Source organism: Anaerococcus murdochii, assembly GCF_019957155.1.
GTDB classification, from domain to species: domain Bacteria; phylum Bacillota; class Clostridia; order Tissierellales; family Peptoniphilaceae; genus Anaerococcus; species Anaerococcus murdochii.
Genome location: NZ_JAIPME010000002.1, coordinates 1285679 through 1311248, shown reverse-complemented (window position 1 = coordinate 1311248; position 25570 = coordinate 1285679). Strand labels below are relative to the sequence as shown.

Sequence of the window (25570 nt, the reverse complement as noted above, 5' to 3'; positions counted from 1 at the left end):
TTAGCCTCCTAACATATTTTTTAGCACTTTGGCATCTTCTTTAAATTGTTCGATACTATCATCTTTCACAAATTCCAATAGATAAGCCCTATCACCTCCTAAATTTTTTATATATGATTCCCATTCTGCCTTAGCTTGGATTAATGGATACCTATTAAAGTTTTCATCCCAGTTAAAAACGTGGATGTTTGTGATTTTATCATGTAGGGTTTTAATAGCTTGGATTCTTTCTTCTTCGCTATCATCTGCCTGGGGTTGCCAGTAGATATAGACATTGTCTCTACCTATATCATCAAGCATTTTTCTTGCAGATTTTGTTGTATCTGTAAGGGTCACCCTATGGTTTTCAAAGTTTAGCCTTATATTTTTCTCTTTGGCCTTATCAGCCATTGCTTGACTTTGTTTAATAAAAATTTTATAGTCTTCTTCGCTTATATCAGCTGAACTTATTCTCTTTGCCCAAATCCTAATATCTTTGGCAGTAAGGGCTGCCGCAGTTTCTAGGATTAGGTCAAAATCATCTGTATCTTTGTATTTATAATAAGAACCGTAGGAATACAAGATATTATTTTTATCACAGAGAGCTTTTATCCTCCTGGCTTCATCAAAGTCGCCCGGTTTTAGGTGGATGTCCCCTCCCCATTCAATGAAATTTAGGCCATTTTCTAAGGCTAAGTCTACAATTTCATCAACACTTTTATCCCTAAAGGTTACTGAGCATAGGCCGATTTTTTTCATCACGCCATCCTCAAGAAAGCTTCACGACTTATTTCATATTTTAAATCTCCACTTTCTATATACCTTTCAAGTTCCTCATACATCAACTCTCCCATTAGCAAGGTTTCATTGCCTAGGGACCCTGCTATGTGTGGGGATAGGATTACATTGTCCATATCGTATAGGGCTGAGTCTTTTTCTAGAGGTTCTGGGTCTGATACGTCTAATATAGCTGTAAGATCAGTTCTTTCATTTAGCGCCTTGATCAAATCATCTGTGTTTATTATCTTGCCCCTAGCTGTATTTATAAAGGCAGCATTTTTCTTCATTTTTGAAAAATGTTGGTATTTTATCATGCCTTCTGTTTCCTTAAGTAGGGGCGAATGTAGGCTTACTACATCACACTTTTCAAAGATTTCCTCTAGGCTTGATTTTATAAGATTTCTTTCTTTAAAGAAATTTTCATCATAGAATGGATCGTAAACATAAATTTCGTTTTCAGATAAGTATTGGAGGTTTTTTATAACTTCCTTTCCTATCTTACTATAAGAAATTATCCCTATCTTTCTCTTATAAAACCCATCTGTTAGCCTATATACGTCCATTTTGTTTTGCCTGTTTTCTTTCACTTTTCTTGTAAGTGTGAAGAAATCTTTAAGCAATAGTTGGATTAGGCTGGTTGTGTATTGGGCAACTGGTATAGCATTGGCTGTACTAGCTGATGTTATCCTTACTGGTTTATTCCACATTTCTTCTGTCTGGACTTTTTTTATGGAGCCCGCCCCGTAGAAAACCACCTTTAATTTTGGCATGGCTTGTAAGGCCTTTTTATCCATTGGGACAGCACCCCAACCAGAAAATACAAAGTCCACATCCGAAAGGTCACAAGCTTCATCAATGCTATCGTACCTTCCAAGGATTTCTACTTTTTCGCTTATTTTTTTTATACATTCTTCTGAGTAGATAATATTGTAATTATCCTCATCAAGTAAGAAAACTGCTTTCATTTTAATCGCCTGACTTCCTATTGATATACTTATTCCATTGGAGTTCAAAAGGTTGATTGACAGATGGGATTGGCCTTACTTCTTCCCACTCAAAGGAAGATTTTCCATCCTTAAAGCCTGTAATTTGAACCTGGTTTACAAATTCTCCATCACTTGCAAAATCAATTTCATCTTCAAAATAGATGCTACCGCCAATTTTCGCTTTGATATGGTCGTAATAATCTTTCATAGCTTCAAGATAAACCAACTGGCCAACTACTATGTCATAAAACTCAAAGGCCTTGATTAGCTGGTGGCTCTTTGCCCTAACTTGGTCAAAAAAGCTTTTGTAGACCTCTCTTCTTTTTTTAATTAGGATTTCAATTTCTTTTATATTCCTAAAGGCTGCTGCAAAAGATGTCATCTCTTCTTGGTAGTTTTCTATTAAATCATTAATATTTGATTCTTCTCCGACTAGATTAAGGAATTTTTCTATATAATCTCTAGCTTCTTTTTCGCAGTCCCTATCTGAAAAATCTTTCTTTGCAAGCTTTATGTTTTCGCTAGCTCTTTTTGACCCAACTTGGCCTGCATTTAAGGCTGATCCGCCTGGCCTATAGATGCCGTGACTTCCTGCAACTTCACCTGCAGCATAAAAGCCCTTGATATTGGTTTGATAGTCCTTGTCTATATAAAGACCGCCGTTGTTGTGTTGGGCACAAAGAGATATTTCCAGTGGCTCTTTTTTAAGGTCCACTCCATGGTCAATATAGAAATCGTAGGCCTTTTTATTCATCTTAAGGAGCCTATCAATTGGCTTTTCAAGTCTTGCATCATTAGATAGGATATAATCTTTTACTTCCTTATCTAAGTCATCAAAGGGAATATCTTTGAAGGATGGATTGTCCCTGAAATCTAGGAAGACCCTCCTATTTTTGTAAACTTCTTCTTTGTATACAAGATAGTCTACCATTGAAGACCCATTAATTTTTTTAACATCAAACGGCCATTGATAGCCCTTTAGGAAGACGTTTTTTAATAATTCTTTAAAATCACTGTAGTAATCAGCAAGAAAATCATGTTCATTTCCGTCTTCGTCTAGGGAATAAAACCTTGGCATTACCTGCATATAAGTCCCTGACACATTCCACTTTGGCTTTATTGATGACATCCCATATTGGAAATGAGTTAGGTTCATGCCCTTTACACCCGCATCTAGGGCAAGGCCAGTTGACCCTTTTTGTCCATTTGGATATACAGTGTTGGAGTAGAGATTTGCTGGTCCTCCTGTTGCATAAATTATATTTTTTGCTTCTATCAGATAAAAATCTCCCTTGTTTAAACACAAGATTCCATCAAATTCATCCTTAGATGTAAATATTTTTACGACCTTATAATGGTTAAGGATTTTTATCCCATAGGACCCGGCTCTTTTTTCAAGCTTTTCTGTCATTTGTTTGGATGTATAAGGTCCTGCAGATGTAGCTCTTTTGTTTGGATCGTGGTCTGTTTTATATCCTATATATTCCCCATATTCATTAAATGGAAATTCCACACCAAGTTCTACTAGGTTCATAAAGGATCTTACTGATTCGCTAGCTTCTACCTTGGCTATATCACCATGAATGTGCATTCCATCATAGTAAACCGCCGCCATCTTGTCAATAGAATCATCATCTGACGATTCTAAGGCCAATTTGTAATAAGTTTGCTTATCCGAACCAGCATTTCTACTTGTACCTAAGTTAACATCTTCTGTAATAATAGCTATGTTCTTAATATCGTTTTCAAATAGCCTATTAGCGGCATTAAAGCCCGCCGCTCCAGATCCAACTACTATTGCATCATATTTTTCTTTATAAAGTTTGTAATGTGTAGCCGCCGTCAACTCTTATCACCTGTCCTGTTGTATATTTAAACTTAAACTCAGCAAGGGCACTTACTGCTAGGGCTATGTCTTCAGGATAACCCCATCTTTTAATAGGAGTAATTCCCTCTGCAAAAAGCTTGTCATATTTTGATTCAGCAACCTTGGTCATGTCTGTCTTTATTATGCCTGGTTGGATTTCATAAACATTTATCCCATATTCTCCAAGCTTTGAAGCAAAAAGTTTTGTAATCATCGATATAGCAGCCTTTGATATGCAGTAGTCAGCCCTGTCAGTGCTCACAACTGATGAAGATACTGAAGAAATATTTATAATGCACTTGTCTTCTGTTGAATTATCTTCAATCATCCTTCTTGCCACATCTTGGCTTAAAAAGAACATTGATTTCGTGTTTATTTCAAAAAGTCTATCTATACTTTCTTCTGAAACTTTCAATATATCTTCTCGAACTTTTGGCGCAACTCCAGCATTGTTTACCAGAATATTAATTGATCCAAATCTTTCATAGGCCTTTTCTACGAACCTTTCCCTGTCTTCTTTATTGGCTATATTGCCCTTATAATAGAAGATTTTTTCTTTATCGTAGATTTTGCTAAATTCGTCGTAGTCTTCAATATTTCTTGTCCCAAAGGCGCAAATTTTGTAACCGTCTTTTAGAAGTTGCTTGGTGATACCAAGTCCTATACCCCTAGTGGCTCCAGTTATAATAGCTACTCTTTCACTCATTTATTCAATTCCTTTACATACTTACCATAAGTTTGCCTATTTCTAACCACGCATCCTGCTGGCAAAAAGTTTGCCTTAAGCTTTGAGCAAAGATTGCAGGTTATGCATACCTTATTTTTGTCCATTTTTCCATTTTTTAGAAGGTCATTTCCTAATTCAGGATAGGCTAGCATGTCTCTACCGAAACCAGCTAGGCTTATCTTTCTATCTCGAATAAGTCCTTCCGCAACATTTGCCCCAAATTCTCTGAAGAATGTATATCCTACACCAACAAAGATCATTTCTGGAAAGAGCTTTTGGAGTTTTCCACACATTTCAAAAATCCTAAATGAAGAAGTAAATGGACTTTCAATTGTTTCATCCTTTTTTAAATCTGAAGGCTTGCTTATATACGAAATAAAATAAGGATTTCCAAGGGTTAGGGAGATAAGTTTTACGCCACTAGATTGTAATTGTTCGATAAGTTTGATTGTTTCTGTAAGGTCATAGTCAAGGTCGGTTGTTGTTGCAAAACCATGGTCAGTCATATCAGCCATATTAAGTCTAACGGCTATATCAAGACCCTCACACTCCTCATCTTTTCTAATTAAATCAATTGTTTCAAGGAGGAATTTAGTCCTATTTTCAAAACTTCCACCATAGGTACCTTCCCTATCTGTAGCTGAAAGAAGCTCTGATAAGAGGTAGCCGTGGCAAGACTTGATATCTACAGCATCAAAACCCGCTTTCTTAGCAAGCCTAGCTGCTTTTAGGTAATTATTTTTAAGCCCATCAAGGTAGGAGTCGCTTACAAGTTCCCTATCTTTCTCTATTCCTCTTTTGGCATCCAGTTTTTCCCTATGAGTCGCTATTTGAGCATTTTCATCCTTACCAATATTTGCATACCTACCAGAATGGTTTAATTGCAAAACTGTATAAGCTTCTCCACCATAGGCTGATTCTTTTGAAGTTTCCTTTATTTCAAAATTTAAGTTTTGAAAATCGTTTACAGTATCATCATTAATAAAGAGTTGATTGTCATTACTCATACCTTCCTTATTAACGGAAGTGGCCTCAAGCCAAATTAATCCGTAGCCACCCTTGGCTACATCTATGTATTTTTTCTTGGTAAGATCTGTTGGCCTGCCGTCTTTGCCATCAACACCTTCCATAGGAAGAGCAACCAGCCTATTTACAAGCTTAAAATCATTTAACATAATTGGTGAAGTTAAATCCACTATATCGTTTGCAGCATGGATACCATGTTTTTCTAACTCTTTATTTAAGTCATCAAGATTTGTAAATTCAAACTTCCTCAAATCTAAATCCATATTACCTCCTCTTCTTTAATTATTATTATAACATAGTAAAGTAGATATAAAGATAGTAATTTTTGTAATTCTATTTACATTTCTTGTATTTTGGAGGATAATTTGGAAAAAAATATAGACATAGAATTTAAGGCCGATAATATAAACATCGAAACTACCCACTACCATAATAATTTTGAAATAATTTTCATAACTAAGGGTACTAGCACTTTTTTGATAGAAAATAGAAAAATTAAAACACAAAAAAATAGCCTCGTTCTTATATCAAATTTAGAAAACCATTCAATGACCATAGACGAGACCCCCTATGAAAGATATGTGATAAACCTTGATAATTTCCTTAAAATCAATCTTTTGCCCTCAGAAATCTATACAAAAACCCTGCAAAACAGACCCAAAAATTTCCCCTATATTTTTAAATTCGATGACGAGGTTGCTCAAGTAATAAGTCAGATTTTAAATTTGTTATTAAAGGAAAAAAGCACAGAAGAATTTTCAGACCATTATGAAAGTCTACTTATAAACCAACTTTTAATCATGGTTTACAGGTCAAATCCTGACTTTTTCAAAAATACAAAAACAGATTTCGAAAATACAATCTACAAGATCCAGGACTATATAAATGAAAATTATATAAAAGATATAAATCTCGACCTAATCGAAAACAAGTTTTACATAAACAAGTATGAGGTAAGTAGGAATTTCAAAAAAATTACAGGTTATAATTTTAAAACCTATCTCATTTTAGTAAGGCTATCTAGGGCCAAGGACCTCCTTGTCAATTCAAATCTAACCATTGCAGAAATATCAGCTGAAATAGGTTATAATTCTGAAAGTCTTTTTGTAAGGATGTTCAAAAAATATGAAAATACAACCCCAACCAGGTACAGAAGGGCCTACAAAAACCCATAAAAAATCCCTTTCATCAAAAAATATTTATAGGTAGAAATTAAGTTTGCACAAAAAATGTAAATTATTTAACAAGTTATGATATCGTTTTTATTTTATCCCTGTGTTATATTATAGGTAAATTAGATCATGGAGGTAAAGATGATTTTTAAGAACAATACCTATAAAAAGCTAGTTATAGGCTCAATCCTAATTAACACAGTCCTAATTTCTTCTACAGCTTATGCGAATGAAGAAAACGCTATTTTAAATGAGGGCACAAAAATTGTAGAGCCAGAATTAAAAAACGATGCAGAAAAAGAAGATACATCCACTGACGAAAATCTAGAAAAAGATTCTAAGGCAGACCTTGAAGGAAGTGAAGAGACTCCAGCAGAAATGGAAAAAGTCTCCCTAGACCCACAAGAAGAAGGCAAGGAAGAAGCTAAGGCAGAACAAAAATATAAGGAAAACATAAAGGCCTGGGCAAATTCCTTTGCTGGTAATTCCTACTACGACAAAGATGATGAAAAAATGGCCCAGCTAAATGAAAAGATGGATACCAATATCGAAAACACTTTGAAACTAGTAGCAGAAAAAAATGAAAATAATTTTTGGACAGATATAGAAAAATATGACCAGTCTAAATTCATAACACAATCTTACAGAAAGATTGAGACCCTTGCCAAACAATACGCCAACCCTGGTTCAAAATATTATAAAGATGAAAAAGTAAAAAAGGTAATAATGGATGCCCTAGAATGGGAATACAATAAAAACTACAACGAAAATTTATCTATAAATGGAAACTGGTGGGATTATGAAATCGGTACTCCTAGGGCCATCAACAACACCCTATCCCTCATCTATGACGACCTTGACCAGGAAACAATAAATAAATATACCAAGCCAATCAACCACTTTGTCCCAGACCCATATAAGTTTAGGGTTACAACTGGAAATCCATTTAATGCAAAGGGTGGCAACCTCATAGATATGGGACGTGTAAGAATTATTGCAGGATTTTTACAAAATGATTCTGAAATGGTAGACGGGACTATAAAGGCCCTTAAGCAAATTTATGAAATAAGGGATGAGAATATAGGCAGCACCGAAGAAGGTGGCAATGATGGTTACTATGTAGATGGGTCTTATGTTGATCATACAAATGTGGCCTACAATGGTGCCTACGGCAATGTTATGCTCGATGGTTTCTCCCAACTTCTCCCTGCCCTCATAAATAATACAAGTTTTGACACAAATGAAGTTGATAAAATCCACGATATAATCGATAAGTCTTTCCTTCCATTCCTTTATAGGACTCAAATGATGGATATGGTTAGGGGTAGGTCTATAAGTAGGGAAAAACTCCAACCACATAATTCTGGAGCAGAAGTTATCCGCTCTATAATGAGGATTGCTGATGCTTCTGATGAGGCAAGGAAGACTAAGTACAATAGCATTATAAAAGATATCACAACCAATAATGACTACTTTGATTTTTCTAAAAACCTAAATAACTTTAGGGACATCTTCCTTTACAACAAGATCAAAGACCAAAAATTAGAACCAGTCAAAAAAGAAAATAAAATCCATATCTTTAACAATATGGATAAACTTGTTTATAATAACGCTGACAAGAACTATGCCCTAGGCTTTTCTATGCACTCATCCAGAATTAAAAACTTTGAGTACATGAACGGTGAAAACTCAAAGGGTTGGTACACCTCTGATGGTGTAGTTTACCTCTATAACCAAGACCTTTCCCACTACAGTGACAACTACTGGGCAACTGTAGACCATAGCGCCCTTCCTTCTATAACTGAAATTAAGGAAAATAGGGATTCGTCTACTGATAAGAAAAATGACAAGACTGAAAGACTTCTTAAGAGTAGTTTTGTTGGAGCAACCAAGCTAGATGAGAAAAACGCCAGCCTTGCCATGGACTTTAACAACTGGAATGACGATATTAGACTTAAAAAATCTTGGTTTATCCTTGGTGACAGGGTCGTATTTTTAGGCAGCGATATGGAAAATCCAAATAGCAAAGAAGTATACACAAGCATTGAAAATAGGAAATTAAAAGAGGCTGACCAATATAAGATTTATGTAAATGAAAAGATTCTAGAAGATGAAAAAACAAATGAGGAGGGCATTTCCAAAGTCTTCCTAGAAAGCAAAAATGGAGCAAATGAAAATATTGGCTATTATTTCCTAAATAATAAAAACCTTATAGTAGAAAAAGAACACAGACAAGGAAGCTGGTCTGAAGTCAACAAGGACGGCAGCAAGGATAAAAAAGAAAACGACTTTATCAAAATTAGCCAAGACCACAAAGACAACACAGGCTATGCCTATGTCATGGTCCCTGCAACTAGCAAGGATGAATTTGATAAGGAAAATATTGATGACATCAAAATCCTAGCAAATACAAATAAGGTCCAAGCAGTCTTTGACGAGACAAATAATATTTGGGGGATTTCTCTCTTTGAAGATGGGGAATTTAAGGTAAATGATGAGCTTGGCCTAGATAAAAAGGGGCTTTACACAATTAAGAAAGATGGAGATAAGTATGTAATTTCCTACTTCGACCCATCAAAGACCCACACAGGCGAAGACCTATTAGTAGTTAAAGATGGCCAAACAATAAAAAAACCAAACCACGCCAAGGACTACTACCTCTATGAATTTGTCCCTAAAAAAGCAGATTCCAAAGATAATAATAACAAAAAACCTGGTCTAGACCTACCAGATGATAGAGTTGAAAAACCAGAAGATAAAAAACCTGAAGGCGAAATGACTGAAGATAATAAAACTGATGGTAAAGTAGACGGAGAAAAATCCGAAGATAATAAAACCGACGGAAAAGAAGACGGTAAAAAATCTGAAGATAATATAGCTGAGAAGGACAAGTCTGAAGACAATAAAGCTGACGAAAAATCAGGATCTATAAAGATAGATGAAAAGATTTTACAAGAAAAACCTGCTAAAAATACAAAATCAAATGCAAGTCCAAAAACAGGTGTTTCTTCAAGCCTAGGCTATATCGGTCTACTTACTGCAAGCGCCCTTGCCCTCTTAAAGAAAAAAGAAAAATAAAATTAACAATTAATTTCTCCTATCCAAAATAAAAAATATAAAAGTGGAAGGCTAATCTAATCGCCTCCCACTTTTATTTTACAAAAAACCCCTCAATCTTATTTTCAGATTGAAGGGCGAATTTTATCCCAGTTTTATTTCTTATTCTTATCTATATAATCATCCATCTTGGTCCATCTTTCCTTGAATAAGCCTACCGCAAGTTTTGGTTGCCTATCCCTGGAGAATAGACCCTTTTTATTGCCGTTTACTCTTTTTATACTTTGGGCAGTATTAAAGTCGGCAAAGTTCCAAGGATGCTCCCCTACTACTAATGGATATTGGTCTATGACCTTGTTGTTTTCTCTGTAATAAAGAACTTGAAAATCTTCACTAAACATAGCTGGAAAATCATCATAATCTCTCATACCGAGGATGGCATCGGCACCGTATTCGCTAATTATAATTGGCTTTCCTAGTTCTTTCCAATTATCTAATTCCTTCCTAAAGGCAGCCATTGCCTTATCTAGGTAAGGTCCATCGTTGTACCAGCCATAGTACCTGTTAAGGCAGATTACATCTGAAAGTTTCCTGGTCACGTCTAAATTTATATCACCAGCCAATACACTTATTAGGCAAGTTGGTCTTTTTTGCGGATCTTCCTTTTTGGCCAAGTCGAAAAGAGGTTTGAAATAATCATAGGCACCTTCAGAGTAAGAATCCGGCTCATTGGCTATAGACCACATTACAACACAAGCGTAGTTTTTATCCCTAGCTATTAGGTCTCTTATTACATCCTTGTGGTGATCAAAAACTCTTTTTGCCATACCTTCTTCATTATCAAAAATATTTACATTATCGCTTTTGAAATTTGCCCCGCCACCAAATTTACCATTTAGGCCTACGGCTGTGGTTTCATCTATGACTAAGAAACCTAGCTTATCAGCAAGTCTTAGGGTTTCTTCCGCGTAAGGATAATGGGCTGTTCTAAAGGAGTTGGCACCCATTTCCTTCATAAGGGCGAAATCTTTGTGGCTTATAACTTCATTAAATCCCCTACCATTTATTATAGAGTCCTCGTGTTTGCCAAAACCCTTGAAATAAAATGGCTTGCCATTAAGGAGGAATTGGTTTCCTTTTACTTCTACACCTCTTATACCATAATCTAGGTAATAGATATCTTCCTTGTAGGTGATTCTAATTTTGTATAGGTAAGGATTTTTTACATCCCACAAGTTTGGATTTTCAATAACTAAGCTTGCCTTGGCCTTATTGCCAGTTGCCACTAGCTTATTGTCCTTATCAAAAATCTCTATAAGTATATCTTCTTCTACGCCTTGAACTTTTAGGTAGTAATTAATCACAGCCTTTGCATCATAAATTTCATTGGTAAGGCTAATATCTTCAATATAGGACCTTGGTGTGGTATAAATCCTCACATGTCTGTGGATGCCAGTGTAGTTAAAGAAGTCAAAGTTGGGTTCATTTTTGTCTTGGTCTTCTTCTCTTCCCTTTATTATGCCGACAGGTAGGGTTGAATTGTTTATTACATTTGATACTGCAAGAGTAAGCACGTTTTCTTCCTGGATTTTATCACTTATTTCTATTTCAAATGGAAGGAAGCCACCCTCGTGTTCTGTTATAAATTCACCATTTAAGTAAACTTTAGCACTTTGGTTGACCCCGTCAAACCTTAGGATAATTCTCTCGTCTTCCCTTGTCTTGTGGAAATAAAATTCTTTTCTGTAATAAACCCAACCAAAATGTTCTCTTAAATCCTTGTAAATATCATTATAAGACGAAGGCACTGGCATAGGTCTAGCATCATGAAATTCATTTTTTATTATATCTAGATCTAGGTTTTTGCCACCTTTGACAAAATCCCATGACCCATCTAAAAAACTTAGGCTCCTAGATTTACTTTCTATTGGATATAGCATTTCAACTCCTTTTTAATTCGGACTATAGGAAGTCTCGTAGTAGAACATATCTCCCCTAGCGTATGAGGTTGTGTATTCTATTAACTTATCTTCCTTGTCATAGGAAAATCTTGTTATCTTCAATGCAGCTGATCCATCTTTTAGATTTAGGGCTTCTGCTACCTTTTTTGTAAGGGATGACACTTGGAACCTTTCCCTGACGTTATCGATTTTTGTATCAAAATTATTGGAAAATATTTCGTAAAGGGCGTCTTTTTCTAGTAGGTCCTTGGTGATTTTATCAAATCTGGCGTAAGGGATGACGGTTTTTTCGTACATCATTGGCATATCGTCAGCTAGCCTTAGCCTGTCAAAGACAATGACTTTTTCTATGCTAGGGTCATCAAAGACTTGTCTTTCCTTATCATTTAAGGCCCTGACCTTGAAATCTGTAACTAATGACTTTGGAACCTTGCCCTTTCTTTTTGTTTGCTCGGTAAAAGAGTAATAATTCGATAAGTTTTCCCTAGATCTTTCCCTGACAAAGGTCCCCTTACCTTGGATTTGATAGAGAACTCCTGAATTTACAAGGGACCCCAGGGCATTCCTGACAGTTGTCCTTGAAACACCGTAATCCATGCAAAGTTGCCTTTCAGAAGGGAGCCTGGCCCCCTTTTCCATGGTTGATATTTGCTCTAAGAGCTTATCTATCAAATCTGAATATAGGCTTGCCATTATTTATATTCGTGGATTGTAACGCCCTTTACAACCCTGTTTACAGTGTGAGATTTGCTTGGATTATCTGGAGTATTGCCTACTCTTAGGCTTGTGATTAGAGAAATTAATTGGGCTATTACTATATAAGCAACTGCTAAATAAGCATCTCTGACACCTTCAGATTTCAAAATAAATTGGTAGTCTCTGTCCACATCTTCATTTGTAACTGCGATAATTTTTGGAGCAATACCGTCAGCCTTGATTTCATCAAGGATGTCTAGGTCGTATTGTCTTGTATAATCATTGCCTGATACAAAGGAAACTACAAGAGTCTTATCATTGATAAATGATTTTGGACCGTGTCTAAAGCCCATAGAAGAATCAAAAATTGTTACAACTTCACCAGCTGTTAGCTCTAGGATTTTAAGTCTTGCTTCCTTAGTAAGTTTGCCAAGTGGGCCTGAACCAAGGTAGGCAACTCTGTCAAAGTCAAAGTCAATTAATTTTTCAATTTCTTCTACCCTAGCGTAGGTTTCTCTAGCAATGCTAGCTAATTTTTCTACTAGGTCTTTTTTGTTTTCAAGGCTTGTATCAAAAATCAAAAGGCTTGCTAAAAGCATTGATGAGAAGGAATTTGTCATTGCAAAGCCCTTGTCATTGGTGATTGCTGGGTTTAAAAATACATAAGAATTTGGGTCATCTTTAAGGTTTACTGCAAGTTTACCGTCGTGGGCACAGGTGATTGGTAGGTTGTAAAAATCATCTACGATTTGCTCGCCAAGCTTAACTGCAGCTAAACTTTCTGGAGAATTGCCGCTTCTTGCAAAAGAAACCAAAAGAGTCTTTTGATCTTTTTTGAAATGTAGGTAAGGAGCTGAAACTAAATCTGTTGTAGCAATTGATTCAAAATCAAAATCTCCATGAGTTTTTAAATAATCTTGGGCGATATTGCCTACATATTCGCTTGTACCAGCCCCAGTGAAAATAACCTTGGTATCCTTATCAAAATTAGCCAAGAATTTTTCAATATCAGCCTTTCTTTCTTCATAAAGTCCGTAAACTTCCTCCCAAGTATCAGCTTGGGCAAAAATCTCAGTATAAGTATTCTTAAAATCTCTTTCTTCTAATTTATTTACATCTAATAACATAAAAGCCTCCTAATTTTTCGATAAAATAACCATTATAATTATTCAAAATACAATATATTTCACACTTTAAATATTAACAACTTATGTAACCATTATCTCCATATTTATAAATTTTTTTTGCAAGTATAAGAGCTCCTTCATTAGGTCCAGCGAATGGCGAAACTATTGTTATATTTTTATTTAATTTATCTTGAATTGATTTTACCAATATATTTCCTAATTTAAATACTCCACCAGAATATGATACTTTTATTACATCTTCAAAATACATTTTATCAGCCAATGTATTTATTATTAAACTAGCTTCATCAGTTAAGTCATTAAGCAATTCCATTGCATACTTATCATTGCATTTGATAGCATCTCCTAATATCACAGATAAACTAGCAACTTCATCCCTTGACATATTTACTGATTTCGTAATAATATCATAGTCATCTTTAAGTTGCATTAATTCTTTAACTTTCTCGTATATCAGTGTTTTTTCATACCTACCATCGCTCATTTTAGAGAAAATATTAATTATTTGTTTACCTATATAGTAACCACTTCCTTCGTCTCCTACAAAATATCCCCAACCACCACAACTCATTTTATTACCTTTTTCGTCAATACCAAATGCAATAGAACCTGTACCCAAAACTAAATTTATTCCAGGTTTTGCATTTAAACTTCCTGCCCATCCATTGACACAATCATTATCCACACTAAAATCATCTGTCTTCAAGGTTTTTCTAATGTTTTCCATTATGAAACCTTCATCTTCAAGGAATTGACCAAATCCAGGCAATGCAATAAAACTGTATGTGATGTCTTCAACACCTATCTTAGCCTTTTCACATAAAGATTCAACCGCAAAACTAAATCTCTTCAAAAATTCATCCCTAGATATTTGTTTTAAATGGAGAGTTTTACCAATAACTTCATATTTTTTCCCGTCGTTTTCCAGAAAATACGATGTTTTTGTACCTCCGCCATCTACTCCTAAAAATATTTCTTTCATATCATCCTATCTCCAATTTCTAATATTACATTTATATAATAATATTTCGTTTAATATACAAATTTATTATAAAACAATCTTTCCTTGGTCACACAAATTATAGGCTCTATCAATAATATAATAGTTCTCACTGATTAATTTATATATTTTTGAAAATGCACAGAAACCTGTTTCGTCTAAATACATTTTATCAAACAATTTCTTACATCCTAATTTACATTTACTATATAAAGAACAGTATTTTTTGCAATATAACCTTTCTTTTTCATGAGGATTTTCATTAAAAAATTGTAAATGCTTTTCATTTAAAATTATTTCTGATAATCTATTTTCGTATAAATTTCCCAATTGATATTTCTTAAAACAAAAAAAGTCGCATGGGTACACAGTTAAATCACTCTCAACAACAATTTGTAACCCACATGTTCCATTTTGTCCACAAAATCCCACGGACTTGTTTTTGATAAAGTAGTAAATATCTTCAAACAGCTTTATATGGACCAACGTATTATTTCTCAAATCATTTATCCATAACTTAAAAATTTCACTATAAAAACTAAAAAAATCTCTTGGATTTATTTTTATATTATCATCATTTATATTATCATCAATACATGGTATAAACTGTATATATGATATTCCTTCATGTTTTATAAATTCATATGCATCGAGTGGATTCTTAGATAGATTTTTTGTTATTACAGACAATATATTATAATCAACACATAAATTGTCAAACATTTTTTTTGTATTCATCACATGATCGAAAGTGCCTCTATTGCCTTGCATTCTATATAAGTCATGATTATTTTTGAACATATCCAAAGATAAACCAACTAAAAAGTTATTATTTTTAAAGAATGAAGCCCAATTTTCATCAATATTTATGCCATTAGTTTGAAAATTATAGCTAATATTTTTCTTACTTGATAGATTAAAAAAATCAACAGTATCCAGAAAGAATTCAAAAAATTCTAACCCAATAATAGATGGCTCACCACCCTGAAAAATAAATTCTATTTCATCATAACCTTCTGAAGAAAACATAATATTTTTAATTAAAGCTACACACGCCTTCTTCTTCATAAACTTCTGATTGCTATCTACAATACAGTTATGGTTCTTACTATAGAAACAGTATCTACAATCTATATTGCATAAGTTCGAGTTTGGCTTTATCATTATAAATAACTTTCCCATGGTATTTCCTTAAAATAAAGATTTATAAATTGACAAATAAATAAATAAATCCATTTAAAATCATAATTTTAATTGGGTCTACTTTCTTATTTAACATTATTAATAATGAAAAAATAAATAAACACAACATTATGAAATTGAGATTATCTATTGATATAGCATTTACATCAAATAGGGCAGTTTTTAGTATATCTAGGCCTGCTATTAGAATCATTATTACTATGGCTGGTCTTAAAAATTTTAGGATGTCTGTTATTAGGTCCAGGTCTTTGTATTTTTTATAAAAATATGATAGGGCGCCGACTATGATGGCTGATGGGATTATACACCCGATTGTAGCTGCTAGGCTTCCTGGAAAGCCTGCTACTCTTTGGCCTACGAAGGTGGCTGAGTTTAGGGCGATTGGCCCTGGGGTCATTTGGCTGATTGTGATTAGGTCGTTAAATTCGCCTACTGCTAGCCAGCCGTTTTCTACGACTACTTCTTGTTGGATTAGGGCGAGGGCTGCGTAGCCTCCGCCGAAGGAGAAGAGTCCGATTTTAAAAAAGCTTATAAATAATTTAATTAGCATGGCTTTTCCTTTTTATTAGTGAGTTTACTAGGCCTAGTAGGATTAGGCCGCCTATTATATATACTATGTTTAGTTTGAGGAAGTATCCTAGGATGAAGGATAAGATCATTATTACTGACACAATTTTCGACTTATCTTTGAGTAGGTCTTTGCCCATGTCGTAGGATACTTTAAATATTAGGGCGGCTATGGCAGCTTGCATGCCTTTTAGGAAGCTTGCTATATAGTGGTTTGCTATGAAGGCTTCGTAGAACATTGAAATTATAGAAATAATTACAAGGGGTGGGATGGCTGTGCCTAGGATTGCTACAAACATGCCGGGTATTCCTGCTATTTCGTAGCCTACTACTATTGATGCGTTTATTGCTACAGCCCCTGGTGCCGATTGGGCTATGGCTGTCATGTCTAGCATTTGGTCTTTGTCTATCCATTTTAGTTTGTCTACAAAGGTGTCTTTCATCAGGGTTAATATCACATAGCCTCCGCCAAAGGTGAAGGCTGATAGGTATAGGGTTGATTTAAAGATTTGCCATAATTTGTTTTTCATAATTTACACCGTAAATTCTAATTATCTTTCAATATTTATATTTTTATGATAATAAATTCATTAGAATAAGTGACCTATTAATCAACATCTTTCATATTTCTATAATATTCAGTATCTTTTATATAATCGTCAAGTAGGAAGTTACTTCCATTATTCTTATTTTTTTCTAATTTACCAATTTGTCCTGAGCCATATACATTTAATACATTACCATTCTTCCAACACTCAGAATTTTTTTGAAACCAATCTTCAAGTAATACAGTCATAATGTCTCTAATATTTTCATATTCATCATTGTTATATAAATTATTATTTTCACTAGGATCTTTTTTTAAATCAAACAATTTATTATCACCATAAGGATAGCATTTTATCAACTTATAATCATTATATCTAATCATCCTATTAGGTCCGTACTCATCAAAAACAACAATTGGATCATTATTTTTGCAGCCTCTAATAATAGGAATAATTGATTTTCCTGGTAACTTGTCAATTTTTTCATCTTCAACGTTCGCTAATTCTAATATTGTTTGTCTAATGTCATATGCTGAAGCTGGTTGGTTGACAACTTTATTTTTTTCCATACCGCCATGAGCTATTATAAAAGGTACTTTTACACTCTCTTCATATAAATTTAAAGGAAATGTAGCATTTCCTTTACCCCAAAAGCCATTGTGCCCGCAGCTAAATCCATTATCACTACTAAATATTACAATTGTATCTTCTAACAAGTTATTTTCTTTCAGCTTATCTATTATCCTTCCAATATTATAATCCATCGCTGTGACTGCAGAATAATACCCTATAAGATTAGCTCTTACATCCTTCAACACTTCTTTAGTTAGATAAACACTATTTCTGTTATAATTTTCATAATTAAGATCCGGCACACTTTCGAATTTACAATCTTTATATAAATTTGTATATTCTTCTGGGTGATTATTTAACCAAGGAGCGTGTGGAGCAGTATACCCAACATGTAGATAAAATTTATTGTTTACATTATCTTCAATAAAATCAATCGCATCATCTGTAATTACATCGGTAATATATTTTTCCTCATGATATAATTTACCATCTCTATACATTGGTGCTCCATAGTATGGACCCCCTCCGGATTGGTGTGCGAACCAATGTTTAAATCCCATTTGAGGAGTCGCACTATTTCCCAGATGCCATTTACCTGAAAGCCCACAATTATACCCATTAGCAGATAGTATTTTTACATAACTAGATATACCACTCATGTATTCAACAGTTTTTCTTTCATCCGTTCCATCTTCAATCCAATCGTGAACTCCGTGAGCAGATGGTATTTTCCCTGTTAATATACTGGCCCTAGCTGGTGAGCATACAGGTGAAACACAATAAAAATCTTTAAATAAAACACCGTTTTTAGCTAAAGAATCTATGTTAGGGCTGATGATTTCTTTGTTCCCATAACATCCTAAAGACCAGTATCCTTGATCATCTGATAATATTAAAATAATATTTTTACCTAAATTATCCTTCATACTACCACCATTTTATTAATTCTGTAACTTTATTTCTATACTCTACAAACTTTTTATCCGCTATATTTCTAGGGTGTGGTATGTGAACATCTACAACTTCTCTTACACTAGTCGGTTTATTCGTTAAAATCATAATCCTATCACCTAAATAAACAGCTTCTTCTATATTATGTGTAATAAATATAACTGTTGTTCCGGTTTCCTTTTGTATTTTTAATAATTCATCTTCTAGAGTCATCCTTAATTCAATATCAAGTTGACCATACGGTTCATCCATCAACAAAATTTCTGGTTCAGTTACAAAGGCCCTAGCTATACTTACTCTTTGAATCATACTCGCAGATAATTGACGAGGATAATAATTCTTATATTCTTCTAAACCTACCATTTTTAGGTATCTATTTACTCTTTCTGTAGCTTCGTTCTTATTTATACCTTTAATATCCAAACCAAATCTAACATTTTCCTCAACAGTTAACCATGGCATAGTTGAATTATCCTGAAAAATATATGCTATACTATTTTTTCTTAAATCTACAGGCTTACCTTTTAAAAGAATCTCGCCTTTAGTGGCTGGATAAAGATTTACCAAAGTATTAAGAAAAGTTGTTTTCCCACAACCCGTTGGTCCAACTATACATAAGAATTCGCCATCGAAAACTTTAAAAGATATATCATTTAAAACAAGTAAATCTCCAAAGCTCTTTGTTAAATTTTCTACTGTTATCAATACATTATCACTCATACTATCACCTACAATACTTTATCCATGTTGTGAGTAATTTCTTCCCTTAACCTAAGAAATTCTTCATCAACATAATCCCTAGGATGTGGTAAATTTATCTTATATTCCTTTTTTATTTTAGCTGGAGAATTAGAAAGTAATATTATCCTATCAGCCAAGAAAATTGCCTCTTCTATATTATTAGTAACAAAAACTACTGTTCTTTTTTCTTTCTGCCAAATTTTTTGTAGTTCATCACTCATTAAATACCTTGTTTGTGCATCAAGAGCACTAAAAGGTTCATCCATGAATAAAATCTCAGGATTATTGGCATAGGCTCTAGCTATACCCACTCTTTGTTTCATACCACCAGAAAGCTGAGAAGGATATCTATTTTCAAATCCACTTAATCCAACTAAGTCTATATACTTCTGTGATGTAATAGGTATTTCTTCCGCTTTTACGCCTCGAACCTTTGGGCCAAATTCAACATTATCTTTAACAGTTAACCAAGGAAATAAAGCTATAGACTGATACACAAAACCTAAGGCAGGGTTTGGTCCTACCACTTCGGTATCTTTAAACCTTATTTCTCCTTCACTTTTTTCTTCAAGTCCTGCTAAGCATTTCAATAATGTCGTTTTTCCATTTTGTCCCGGACCAAAAATCACCAAAAATTCATTTTCATAAACATCAAATGAGATATTATCAAGTACGTGATTTCTGGTTCTACCGCCCTTACTTACATAAGTTTTAGATAGATTTTTTATTGATAATACTTTTTTACCTAGTTTTTGTTGTTCCATACAAGAAGTCTCCTCTCAATAAATGAAGTTAACTGAACAAGTAAGAATCCAACTAAACCTATAGCTAACATTCCTACCATAATTTGAATTGTATCACCCTTATTCATACCTCTAACTATAATCCATCCAACACCATTATCTGATCTAACCATCTCAGCACCAACTACTGACGACCACGCAGATGTTACACCAATCTGTATTCCAGCAAATATATCTGGTACAGACGCAGGTAATACAACTTTAAAGAAAACTTGAGTTTTTGATGCACCAAGCATTAATGCTGCACCAATTAATTCCTTATCTACATTTTTAGTTCCCTCATAAGTATTAAGTGTGACAAATGAAAAACTTCCTAAGAATATGATAAAAAACTTGCTCATGTCAGATAATCCGAACCATATTATAGACATAGGTATCCAAGCTAAAGGAGGTATAGGTCTTATAAATTCGAATATTGGGTAAAAAATAGATTCAATTGTCTTTGAAAATCCCATTCCTACACCCAGTAAAATTCCAACTAATAATGATAAAGAAAACCCTACCAAAACCCTATATAAACTACTTATAATATGAATTGGCATAGTTTCTCTACCGATAGGGCTAACAAACGATTTAATGAAACTTGTAGCTACATCTATAGCAGAAGGTAAAAACAAATCATTTGCAACAAGCATACTAGATATTTGCCATATGCCCAAAAACAACATTATTGCTATAATACTATAAATAGGTTTGTTTTTTCTATTACTCAACATACTATATATCTCCCTTAACGTATTTTTTTTGTAATGTTTCTAAGCCTTTTGATAACAGTAATCCTATCAAACCTATAGTAATCATTCCTACAAATATAATATCAGTTCTACCGACCATTCTTCCCATTTGTATCATATATCCCAAACCACTTGTTGCTGCTACTAATTCAGCAGCAACAAGAGCAACCCAAGATGATCCAAGTGCTAGTCTTAATCCCGTAAAAATCATTGGCATAGCTGTTGGAATTGCGACTTTGAATAATAATTGTTTTCGGCTTGCTCCAAAGGTTTGAGCTACCCATATATGAACATCTTTAGTTCTCATTATCCCGGCATATGAATTAAGTGTTGCAGCTATTACTGATGCAAAAAATACAATTCCCACTTTTGAAGAATAGCCTATTCCTAACCATAAAATCATTAGTGGTATCCAAGCTAAAGCTGGTATTGGTCTTAATAGGTCAAACAGTGGTTTTACAAATTTATTTAACTTATCGTTCCACGCCATTCCTATTCCCATTGGAACACCAATTATTGAACCAGCGCAAAAACCGCCTAAAGCAATTTTCAAACTTGACATTATATGTGTTGCTAGTGAAGAACCATCAGGAACAGTTCCTCCTTTAATCTTATATGCGAATGTATTAATGACAGTGGTTGGGCTTGGCAACATCTTAGGGGAAACCAATTCAAGCAAATCAGTAGATACATACCAAGCCCCCAATATAATTATTAATGTCAATGATGATAGCAGCTTTTTGCTATTCTCAGCATTCTTTTTTTTACTCACACTAACCCTCCATACTAACTTATCCCATTAATTAATTTATTTAAAAAATTTATCTATAATATTGTTATCAAATTTTTCAGAATCTTCTTCTAACAATTGTCCTTGTTGAATATAGAAATTACCAAGTTCCTTAGCGAAATTTCCAAATTTTCCGTCTTTAACTCTTTCTTTCATTTGGTCATAATTGAAATAATTTGCCCTCTTTAAGTCTGCTAAATTATCTTCTTTACTTGTTTCAGAACCCTCGCTCTTTAGCCATTCATACATTATATCAGCTGCTTTATCTTTATCTGATTCGATAATTTCATTTGCTTCAAAAAAAGCTTTTAAATATTTTTCAACTAATTCAGGATTATTTTCCACAATTTTTCTATTAGCGCATATCATATCAACATATCTTGTACCTAAGTTAGCTAAATTACCAACTTCTACCATTCCATCTTCTTTTGCTTTTAAAAATGTAGGAACATTTAATGCTGTTAAATCTACTTCTCCTGCAACCAAAGATTGATATGCTTGAGCAGAATCCATATTTACAATATTAACATCGTCAGATGTTAAACCAATTTCACCTAGCCATTTCAAAGTTGTAAAGTGTTGAGCTGTACCAACTGGTAGTGATATTGTTTTTCCTTTTACAGTATCGGCGTTCCCCTTAATATCTTTTATTGAAGAGTTAGCAGGGGTTGACTTAGCAATTTCACTATCTGGTTTAGCAAATATACCTAGTCCATCCAATGATTCTAATACTTCACCAATGACTAACATATCATAATTTGCAACACCAGTAACTGCTGCAGCTCCCATTTCACCAACATCCCATTCATCAGCCGCTAAAGCTTCATTCATTGTTGCTCCTGAAGAAAACATTGTAGTTTCCATCTTAAATCCATATTTTTCATCTAATTTGTTTTGTTGAATAATAATGTTTGGCAAGCTATTTAAATAAGGATTTATAGCTACCCTTAAAACTTGATCTGTATCATTTTTTTCAACAGCCTTCTCATTCTTCTTACTACTAGAACATGATGTTGCTAAAAGTGCAACAGCTAGCATCATAGCAAATTTTGACAACATTCCATTTTTCTTCATTTCTTACCTCCTATTTATGCTTATAATAATTTTAGCACTGTAGAAACGATTTCTTTATCTAGTGGTAATTACCACATTTTTATTATAGCACCATGTTTTTATTTAGTCAAACATTTTGTAATTTTAAAGAATAGTAGTATAGTTTTATCCGGAATATATTATTTTAAATATAAAATACATCTGTATTTAAAGGAGGAAAACGTGAATAAATTAGAAGTTAGAGAAATTTGTTTTAATATAATTTCAAAAACAGGAAAGGCTATGGATAGTATTGATAAATCATTATCCTTAGCTAAAAACGATAATTTTGAAGATGCTAAAGAACTGCTTGAAGATGCAAATAAAACAATAATTGAAGCACATAATTTTCAAACAGAATTACTTAACTCAGAAGCTAGGGAAGAAAAAATAGAGTTTGGTCCCTTACTTATCCACGCGCAGGATCATCTAATGTTTAGTCAACTTTACCTAAAAATAACAAAAGAATTAGTATCGCTATACGAAAAAAATAAATATAGAAATAATTAACGAACTTAAATTGATTAAGATTATTATATAAATAAATTCTTGATATATTACTTTTAAATCAATATAAATAATTAAGAATCTATGATAATCCCGATTTATTAGAAATCTAATATACTTTTTAAGACCCCACTGGGGTCTTTTACTTTGCCTTTTATCTTATGAATTCTCATTTTGTTTTCTATTTAATTTCTTTTTTATTTCCCAGTTGCCTATATTTTTTAGGCCTTGCCTTGTACTTTTACCTTGCTTTTCTTTTTGAATTAAAACACTATTTCATTTTTTACCAGACTTTTATTTTAAATTTAATTTTCTCAAAAAATTCCAACAAAAAACCAGGATTTCTCCTGGCCTTTTTTACATTTTCACTACTTCTGGATAGTCTTTGCCAAAGGTTTCGACGCTTGCTTTTTCTATTCTTACGTCTTCTTTTGGCCTATCTTGTCTGTTGGTTTTAGTCTCTGCTATCTTATCAACCACATCCATGCCCTCGATTACCTTGCCGAAACCAGCGTATTGACCATCTAGGTGTGGGCTATCTTGGTGCATTATAAAAAATTGGCTGCCGGCTGAATCTGGCATGAAAGATCTAGCCATAGAAAGGACTCCCCTTTCGTGTTTCAAATTATTTTCAAAACCATTTTGGCTAAATTCTCCCTTTATAGCATAGCCTGGACCACCCATGCCTGTGCCTTCTGGATCGCCACCTTGGATCATAAAGTTTTTTATTACCCTATGAAAGATTAAGCCGTCGTAAAAGCCCTTGTTTATTAAAGAAATAAAGTTATTTACAGTATTTGGAGCTATATCTGGATAGAGTTCAGCCTTTATCTTATCTCCATTTTCCATCATAAAGGTTACTATTGGATTTTTATCTGTCATACTTCCTCCTAGTTTTTAAATGAATGTACAGGGGCTGGGATAAATCCTCCCCTATTAATCATAATACTCGAATCTGACTCGCCTACATCTATTATAGGAGCATATCCAAGAAGACCGCCAAATTCAACCTGGTCACCGACGTCCTTGCCTGGAACAGGGATAATCCTCACTGCTGTTGTTTTGTTATTGATAACTCCTAGAGCAGCTTCATCGGCAATCATGGCTGAGATGCTGGCTGCAGTTGTCTTTCCTGGAATGGCAATCATATCAAGGCCAACCGAACATACACAGGTCATGGCTTCTAGCTTATCAAAGCTTATCCAACCCTTGCCGGCTGCTTCAATCATAGCCTCGTCTTCACTAACAGGAATGAAGGCGCCAGAAAGTCCTCCAACCCTAGAACTTGCCATAATTCCGCCCTTTTTTACTGCGTCATTAAGCATAGCAAGGGCAGCAATTGTACCGTGGCCACCTACCTTATCAATGCCGATTTCTTGCAAAATCCTTCCTACAGAATCGCCTATAGCTGGTGTTGGTGCAAGAGAAAGGTCAACTATACCAAAGTTTTTGCCGAGTTTTTTACAAACTTCTTGGCAAACTAATTCACCCATCCTTGTGATTTTAAAGGCAGTTTTCTTGATTATTTCATAAATTTCATTGATTTTTAAATCTTCCTTATTAGAAATAGCAGCCTTAACTACGCCTGGTCCAGAAATACCAACGCTAATTACTGTGTCAGCCTCGCCAACTCCGTGGAAGGCGCCAGCCATAAAAGGATTATCCTCAACAGCATTGGCAAAAACAACAAGCTTTGCACATCCAAAGGCATTGTCGGTATTAGCTGCCAATTCTTTTATAGTTTTCCCACAAAGGTCGGCTGCGTCCATATTGATTCCCGCCTTGGTTGAACCAATATTTATCGAAGCACAAACCAGGTCTGTATCCGCCAAGGCCCTAGGAATAGACTTGATTAAAATCTCATCGGCAGGGGTCATTCCCTTTTCAACAAGGGCTGAAAAACCGCCTATAAAGTCGATTCCGATGTCTTTTGCCGCCCTGTCAAGAGTTTTGGCAAAAGGTGTGTAGTCATCAAGATCAGTCGCCGCTGCTATTAGAGAAATCGGAGTGACTGATATCCTATTATTTACAATAGGTACCCCGTAAATCTGAGAAATTTCCCCTGAAACTTTCAGAAAATCCTTGCTCTCCCTAATAAGCTTGTCATAAATCTTATCGCAAGCCTTTTTGTAATCAGGGTCGATACAGTCAAGAAGACTAATTCCCATGGTTAGGGTCCTGATATCGAGATTTTCCTCATCTAACATTTTTATAGTTTCTAAAATATTTGCCTTATCCATCTTAAATCCTATGCATCACGTCAAAAACTTCTTCGTTTTGAATCCTAATTTCAAGCTTAGTTTCCTCAGACAAGGCGTTAAAACTTTTAGTAATTTCGCTAAAATCAGCATTTGCCTTGGTCATATCAATATTCATCATAGCCACAAATTTATCTTCCATAATGGTTTGGCTCATGTCTAAAATATTGATATTGTACTTATATAAAACTTCTGCCACTTGGTAAATTATTCCCGGTCTATCATTTCCTATAATTGTAAGTATTGCTTTCATAAAATCCTCCATGATTATTGTACCACCAATTTATTATATTAATAGAATAAAGGAAGGTTTTCCCTTCTTTTTTATAAAATTTTCTCAAAGATCCCAATCTTCGATATTTTTTCACAAATTATTATAAATTTTGCCAACAAAAAAAGCTCAG

The 25570-nt window shown here is 34.1% G+C and carries 24 protein-coding genes; 3 read left to right on the top strand and 21 right to left on the bottom strand.

Going from position 1 to position 25570, the window contains the following annotated elements:
* Genes K8P03_RS06715 through K8P03_RS06695 form a run of 5 tightly spaced genes read right to left on the bottom strand, consistent with a single transcriptional unit; the run spans position 1 to position 5628 of the window.
* Positions 1–738, bottom strand: coding sequence for a sugar phosphate isomerase/epimerase family protein (locus K8P03_RS06715; protein ID WP_223419634.1), 738 nt, complete (start codon positions 736–738; stop codon positions 1–3).
* A complete protein-coding gene (locus K8P03_RS06710; protein ID WP_223419631.1) occupies positions 738–1724 on the bottom strand; it encodes a hydroxyacid dehydrogenase in 987 nt (328 codons plus the stop codon). Before K8P03_RS06710 ends, K8P03_RS06715 begins: the two co-directional genes overlap by 1 nt.
* 1 nt (position 1725) lies before the next feature.
* Positions 1726–3591, bottom strand: coding sequence for an FAD-dependent oxidoreductase (locus tag K8P03_RS06705; protein WP_223419628.1), 1866 nt, complete (start codon positions 3589–3591; stop codon positions 1726–1728).
* Positions 3560–4318 carry a 3-ketoacyl-ACP reductase gene (locus tag K8P03_RS06700; RefSeq protein ID WP_223419625.1) on the bottom strand — a complete coding sequence of 253 codons (759 nt, stop codon included), beginning with the start codon at positions 4316–4318 and terminating at the stop codon, positions 3560–3562. Before K8P03_RS06700 ends, K8P03_RS06705 begins: the two co-directional genes overlap by 32 nt.
* Positions 4315–5628, bottom strand: coding sequence for an oxidoreductase (locus K8P03_RS06695; protein ID WP_223419622.1), 1314 nt, complete (start codon positions 5626–5628; stop codon positions 4315–4317). The genes K8P03_RS06700 and K8P03_RS06695 overlap by 4 nt, the downstream gene beginning before the upstream one ends.
* A gap of 102 nt (positions 5629–5730) precedes the next feature.
* On the opposite strand from K8P03_RS06695, the gene K8P03_RS06690 reads away from it, so the two are divergent.
* Together K8P03_RS06690 and K8P03_RS06685 are read left to right on the top strand one after the other, a co-directional pair.
* Positions 5731–6540, top strand: coding sequence for an AraC family transcriptional regulator (locus tag K8P03_RS06690; RefSeq protein WP_223419619.1), 810 nt, complete (start codon positions 5731–5733; stop codon positions 6538–6540).
* Positions 6541–6678: 138 nt separating this feature from the next.
* The gene (locus tag K8P03_RS06685; protein ID WP_223419615.1) at positions 6679–9615 is read left to right on the top strand and encodes a polysaccharide lyase 8 family protein; all 2937 of its coding nucleotides are present in this window, start codon (positions 6679–6681) and stop codon (positions 9613–9615) included.
* A 134-nt stretch (positions 9616–9749) separates the two neighbouring features.
* On the opposite strand, the gene uidA is transcribed toward K8P03_RS06685, so the two are convergent.
* From uidA to K8P03_RS06620, 13 genes are all read right to left on the bottom strand, one after another.
* A complete protein-coding gene (uidA, locus tag K8P03_RS06680) occupies positions 9750–11534 on the bottom strand; it encodes a beta-glucuronidase (protein ID WP_223419612.1) in 1785 nt (594 codons plus the stop codon).
* Positions 11535–11546: 12 nt separating this feature from the next.
* Positions 11547–12248 carry a GntR family transcriptional regulator gene (locus K8P03_RS06675; RefSeq protein WP_223419609.1) on the bottom strand — a complete coding sequence of 234 codons (702 nt, stop codon included), beginning with the start codon at positions 12246–12248 and terminating at the stop codon, positions 11547–11549.
* A complete protein-coding gene (agaS, locus tag K8P03_RS06670) occupies positions 12248–13378 on the bottom strand; it encodes an SIS domain-containing protein (protein WP_223419606.1) in 1131 nt (376 codons plus the stop codon). Before agaS ends, K8P03_RS06675 begins: the two co-directional genes overlap by 1 nt.
* Positions 13379–13451: 73 nt before the next feature.
* Positions 13452–14381 carry an N-acetylglucosamine kinase gene (locus tag K8P03_RS06665; RefSeq protein ID WP_223419603.1) on the bottom strand — a complete coding sequence of 310 codons (930 nt, stop codon included), beginning with the start codon at positions 14379–14381 and terminating at the stop codon, positions 13452–13454.
* Positions 14382–14447: 66 nt separating this feature from the next.
* Positions 14448–15563 (bottom strand): radical SAM protein, encoded by a 1116-nt coding sequence (locus K8P03_RS06660; RefSeq protein ID WP_396020904.1) that lies wholly within the window; start codon positions 15561–15563, stop codon positions 14448–14450.
* A gap of 40 nt (positions 15564–15603) precedes the next feature.
* Entirely contained in the window at positions 15604–16152 is a 549-nt protein-coding gene (locus K8P03_RS06655; RefSeq protein WP_223419595.1) for a chromate transporter, read from the bottom strand.
* Complete coding sequence (locus K8P03_RS06650; RefSeq protein WP_223419592.1) at positions 16142–16699, bottom strand: chromate transporter; 558 nt, start codon at positions 16697–16699, stop codon at positions 16142–16144. Before K8P03_RS06650 ends, K8P03_RS06655 begins: the two co-directional genes overlap by 11 nt.
* Before the next feature lie 77 nt (positions 16700–16776).
* Entirely contained in the window at positions 16777–18216 is a 1440-nt protein-coding gene (locus K8P03_RS06645; RefSeq protein WP_223419588.1) for a sulfatase-like hydrolase/transferase, read from the bottom strand.
* 1 nt (position 18217) lies between these two features.
* Complete coding sequence (locus K8P03_RS06640) at positions 18218–18961, bottom strand: ABC transporter ATP-binding protein (protein WP_223419585.1); 744 nt, start codon at positions 18959–18961, stop codon at positions 18218–18220.
* An 8-nt stretch (positions 18962–18969) separates the two neighbouring features.
* The gene (locus K8P03_RS06635) at positions 18970–19746 is read right to left on the bottom strand and encodes an ABC transporter ATP-binding protein (protein WP_223419582.1); all 777 of its coding nucleotides are present in this window, start codon (positions 19744–19746) and stop codon (positions 18970–18972) included.
* A complete protein-coding gene (locus K8P03_RS06630; RefSeq protein ID WP_223419578.1) occupies positions 19728–20501 on the bottom strand; it encodes an ABC transporter permease in 774 nt (257 codons plus the stop codon). Before K8P03_RS06630 ends, K8P03_RS06635 begins: the two co-directional genes overlap by 19 nt.
* 1 nt (position 20502) lies before the next feature.
* Positions 20503–21291, bottom strand: a complete 789-nt coding sequence (locus tag K8P03_RS06625) for an ABC transporter permease (RefSeq protein ID WP_223419576.1) — start codon at positions 21289–21291, stop codon at positions 20503–20505.
* Positions 21292–21327: 36 nt separating this feature from the next.
* Positions 21328–22383 carry an ABC transporter substrate-binding protein gene (locus tag K8P03_RS06620; protein WP_223419572.1) on the bottom strand — a complete coding sequence of 352 codons (1056 nt, stop codon included), beginning with the start codon at positions 22381–22383 and terminating at the stop codon, positions 21328–21330.
* A 201-nt stretch (positions 22384–22584) separates the two neighbouring features.
* On the opposite strand from K8P03_RS06620, the gene K8P03_RS06615 reads away from it, so the two are divergent.
* On the top strand, positions 22585–22911 hold the full coding sequence (locus K8P03_RS06615) for a PTS lactose/cellobiose transporter subunit IIA (protein WP_223419570.1): 327 nt from the start codon (positions 22585–22587) through the stop codon (positions 22909–22911).
* A gap of 354 nt (positions 22912–23265) precedes the next feature.
* On the opposite strand, the gene K8P03_RS06610 is transcribed toward K8P03_RS06615, so the two are convergent.
* Genes K8P03_RS06610 through K8P03_RS06600 form a run of 3 tightly spaced genes read right to left on the bottom strand, consistent with a single transcriptional unit; the run spans position 23266 to position 25419 of the window.
* A complete protein-coding gene (locus K8P03_RS06610) occupies positions 23266–23790 on the bottom strand; it encodes a peptidylprolyl isomerase (RefSeq protein WP_223419568.1) in 525 nt (174 codons plus the stop codon).
* Between the two features lie 8 nt (positions 23791–23798).
* Positions 23799–25148 carry a PFL family protein gene (locus K8P03_RS06605; protein ID WP_223419566.1) on the bottom strand — a complete coding sequence of 450 codons (1350 nt, stop codon included), beginning with the start codon at positions 25146–25148 and terminating at the stop codon, positions 23799–23801.
* Position 25149: 1 nt separating this feature from the next.
* Positions 25150–25419 carry an ACT domain-containing protein gene (locus K8P03_RS06600; protein ID WP_223419563.1) on the bottom strand — a complete coding sequence of 90 codons (270 nt, stop codon included), beginning with the start codon at positions 25417–25419 and terminating at the stop codon, positions 25150–25152.
* Positions 25420–25570 lie beyond the last annotated feature (151 nt).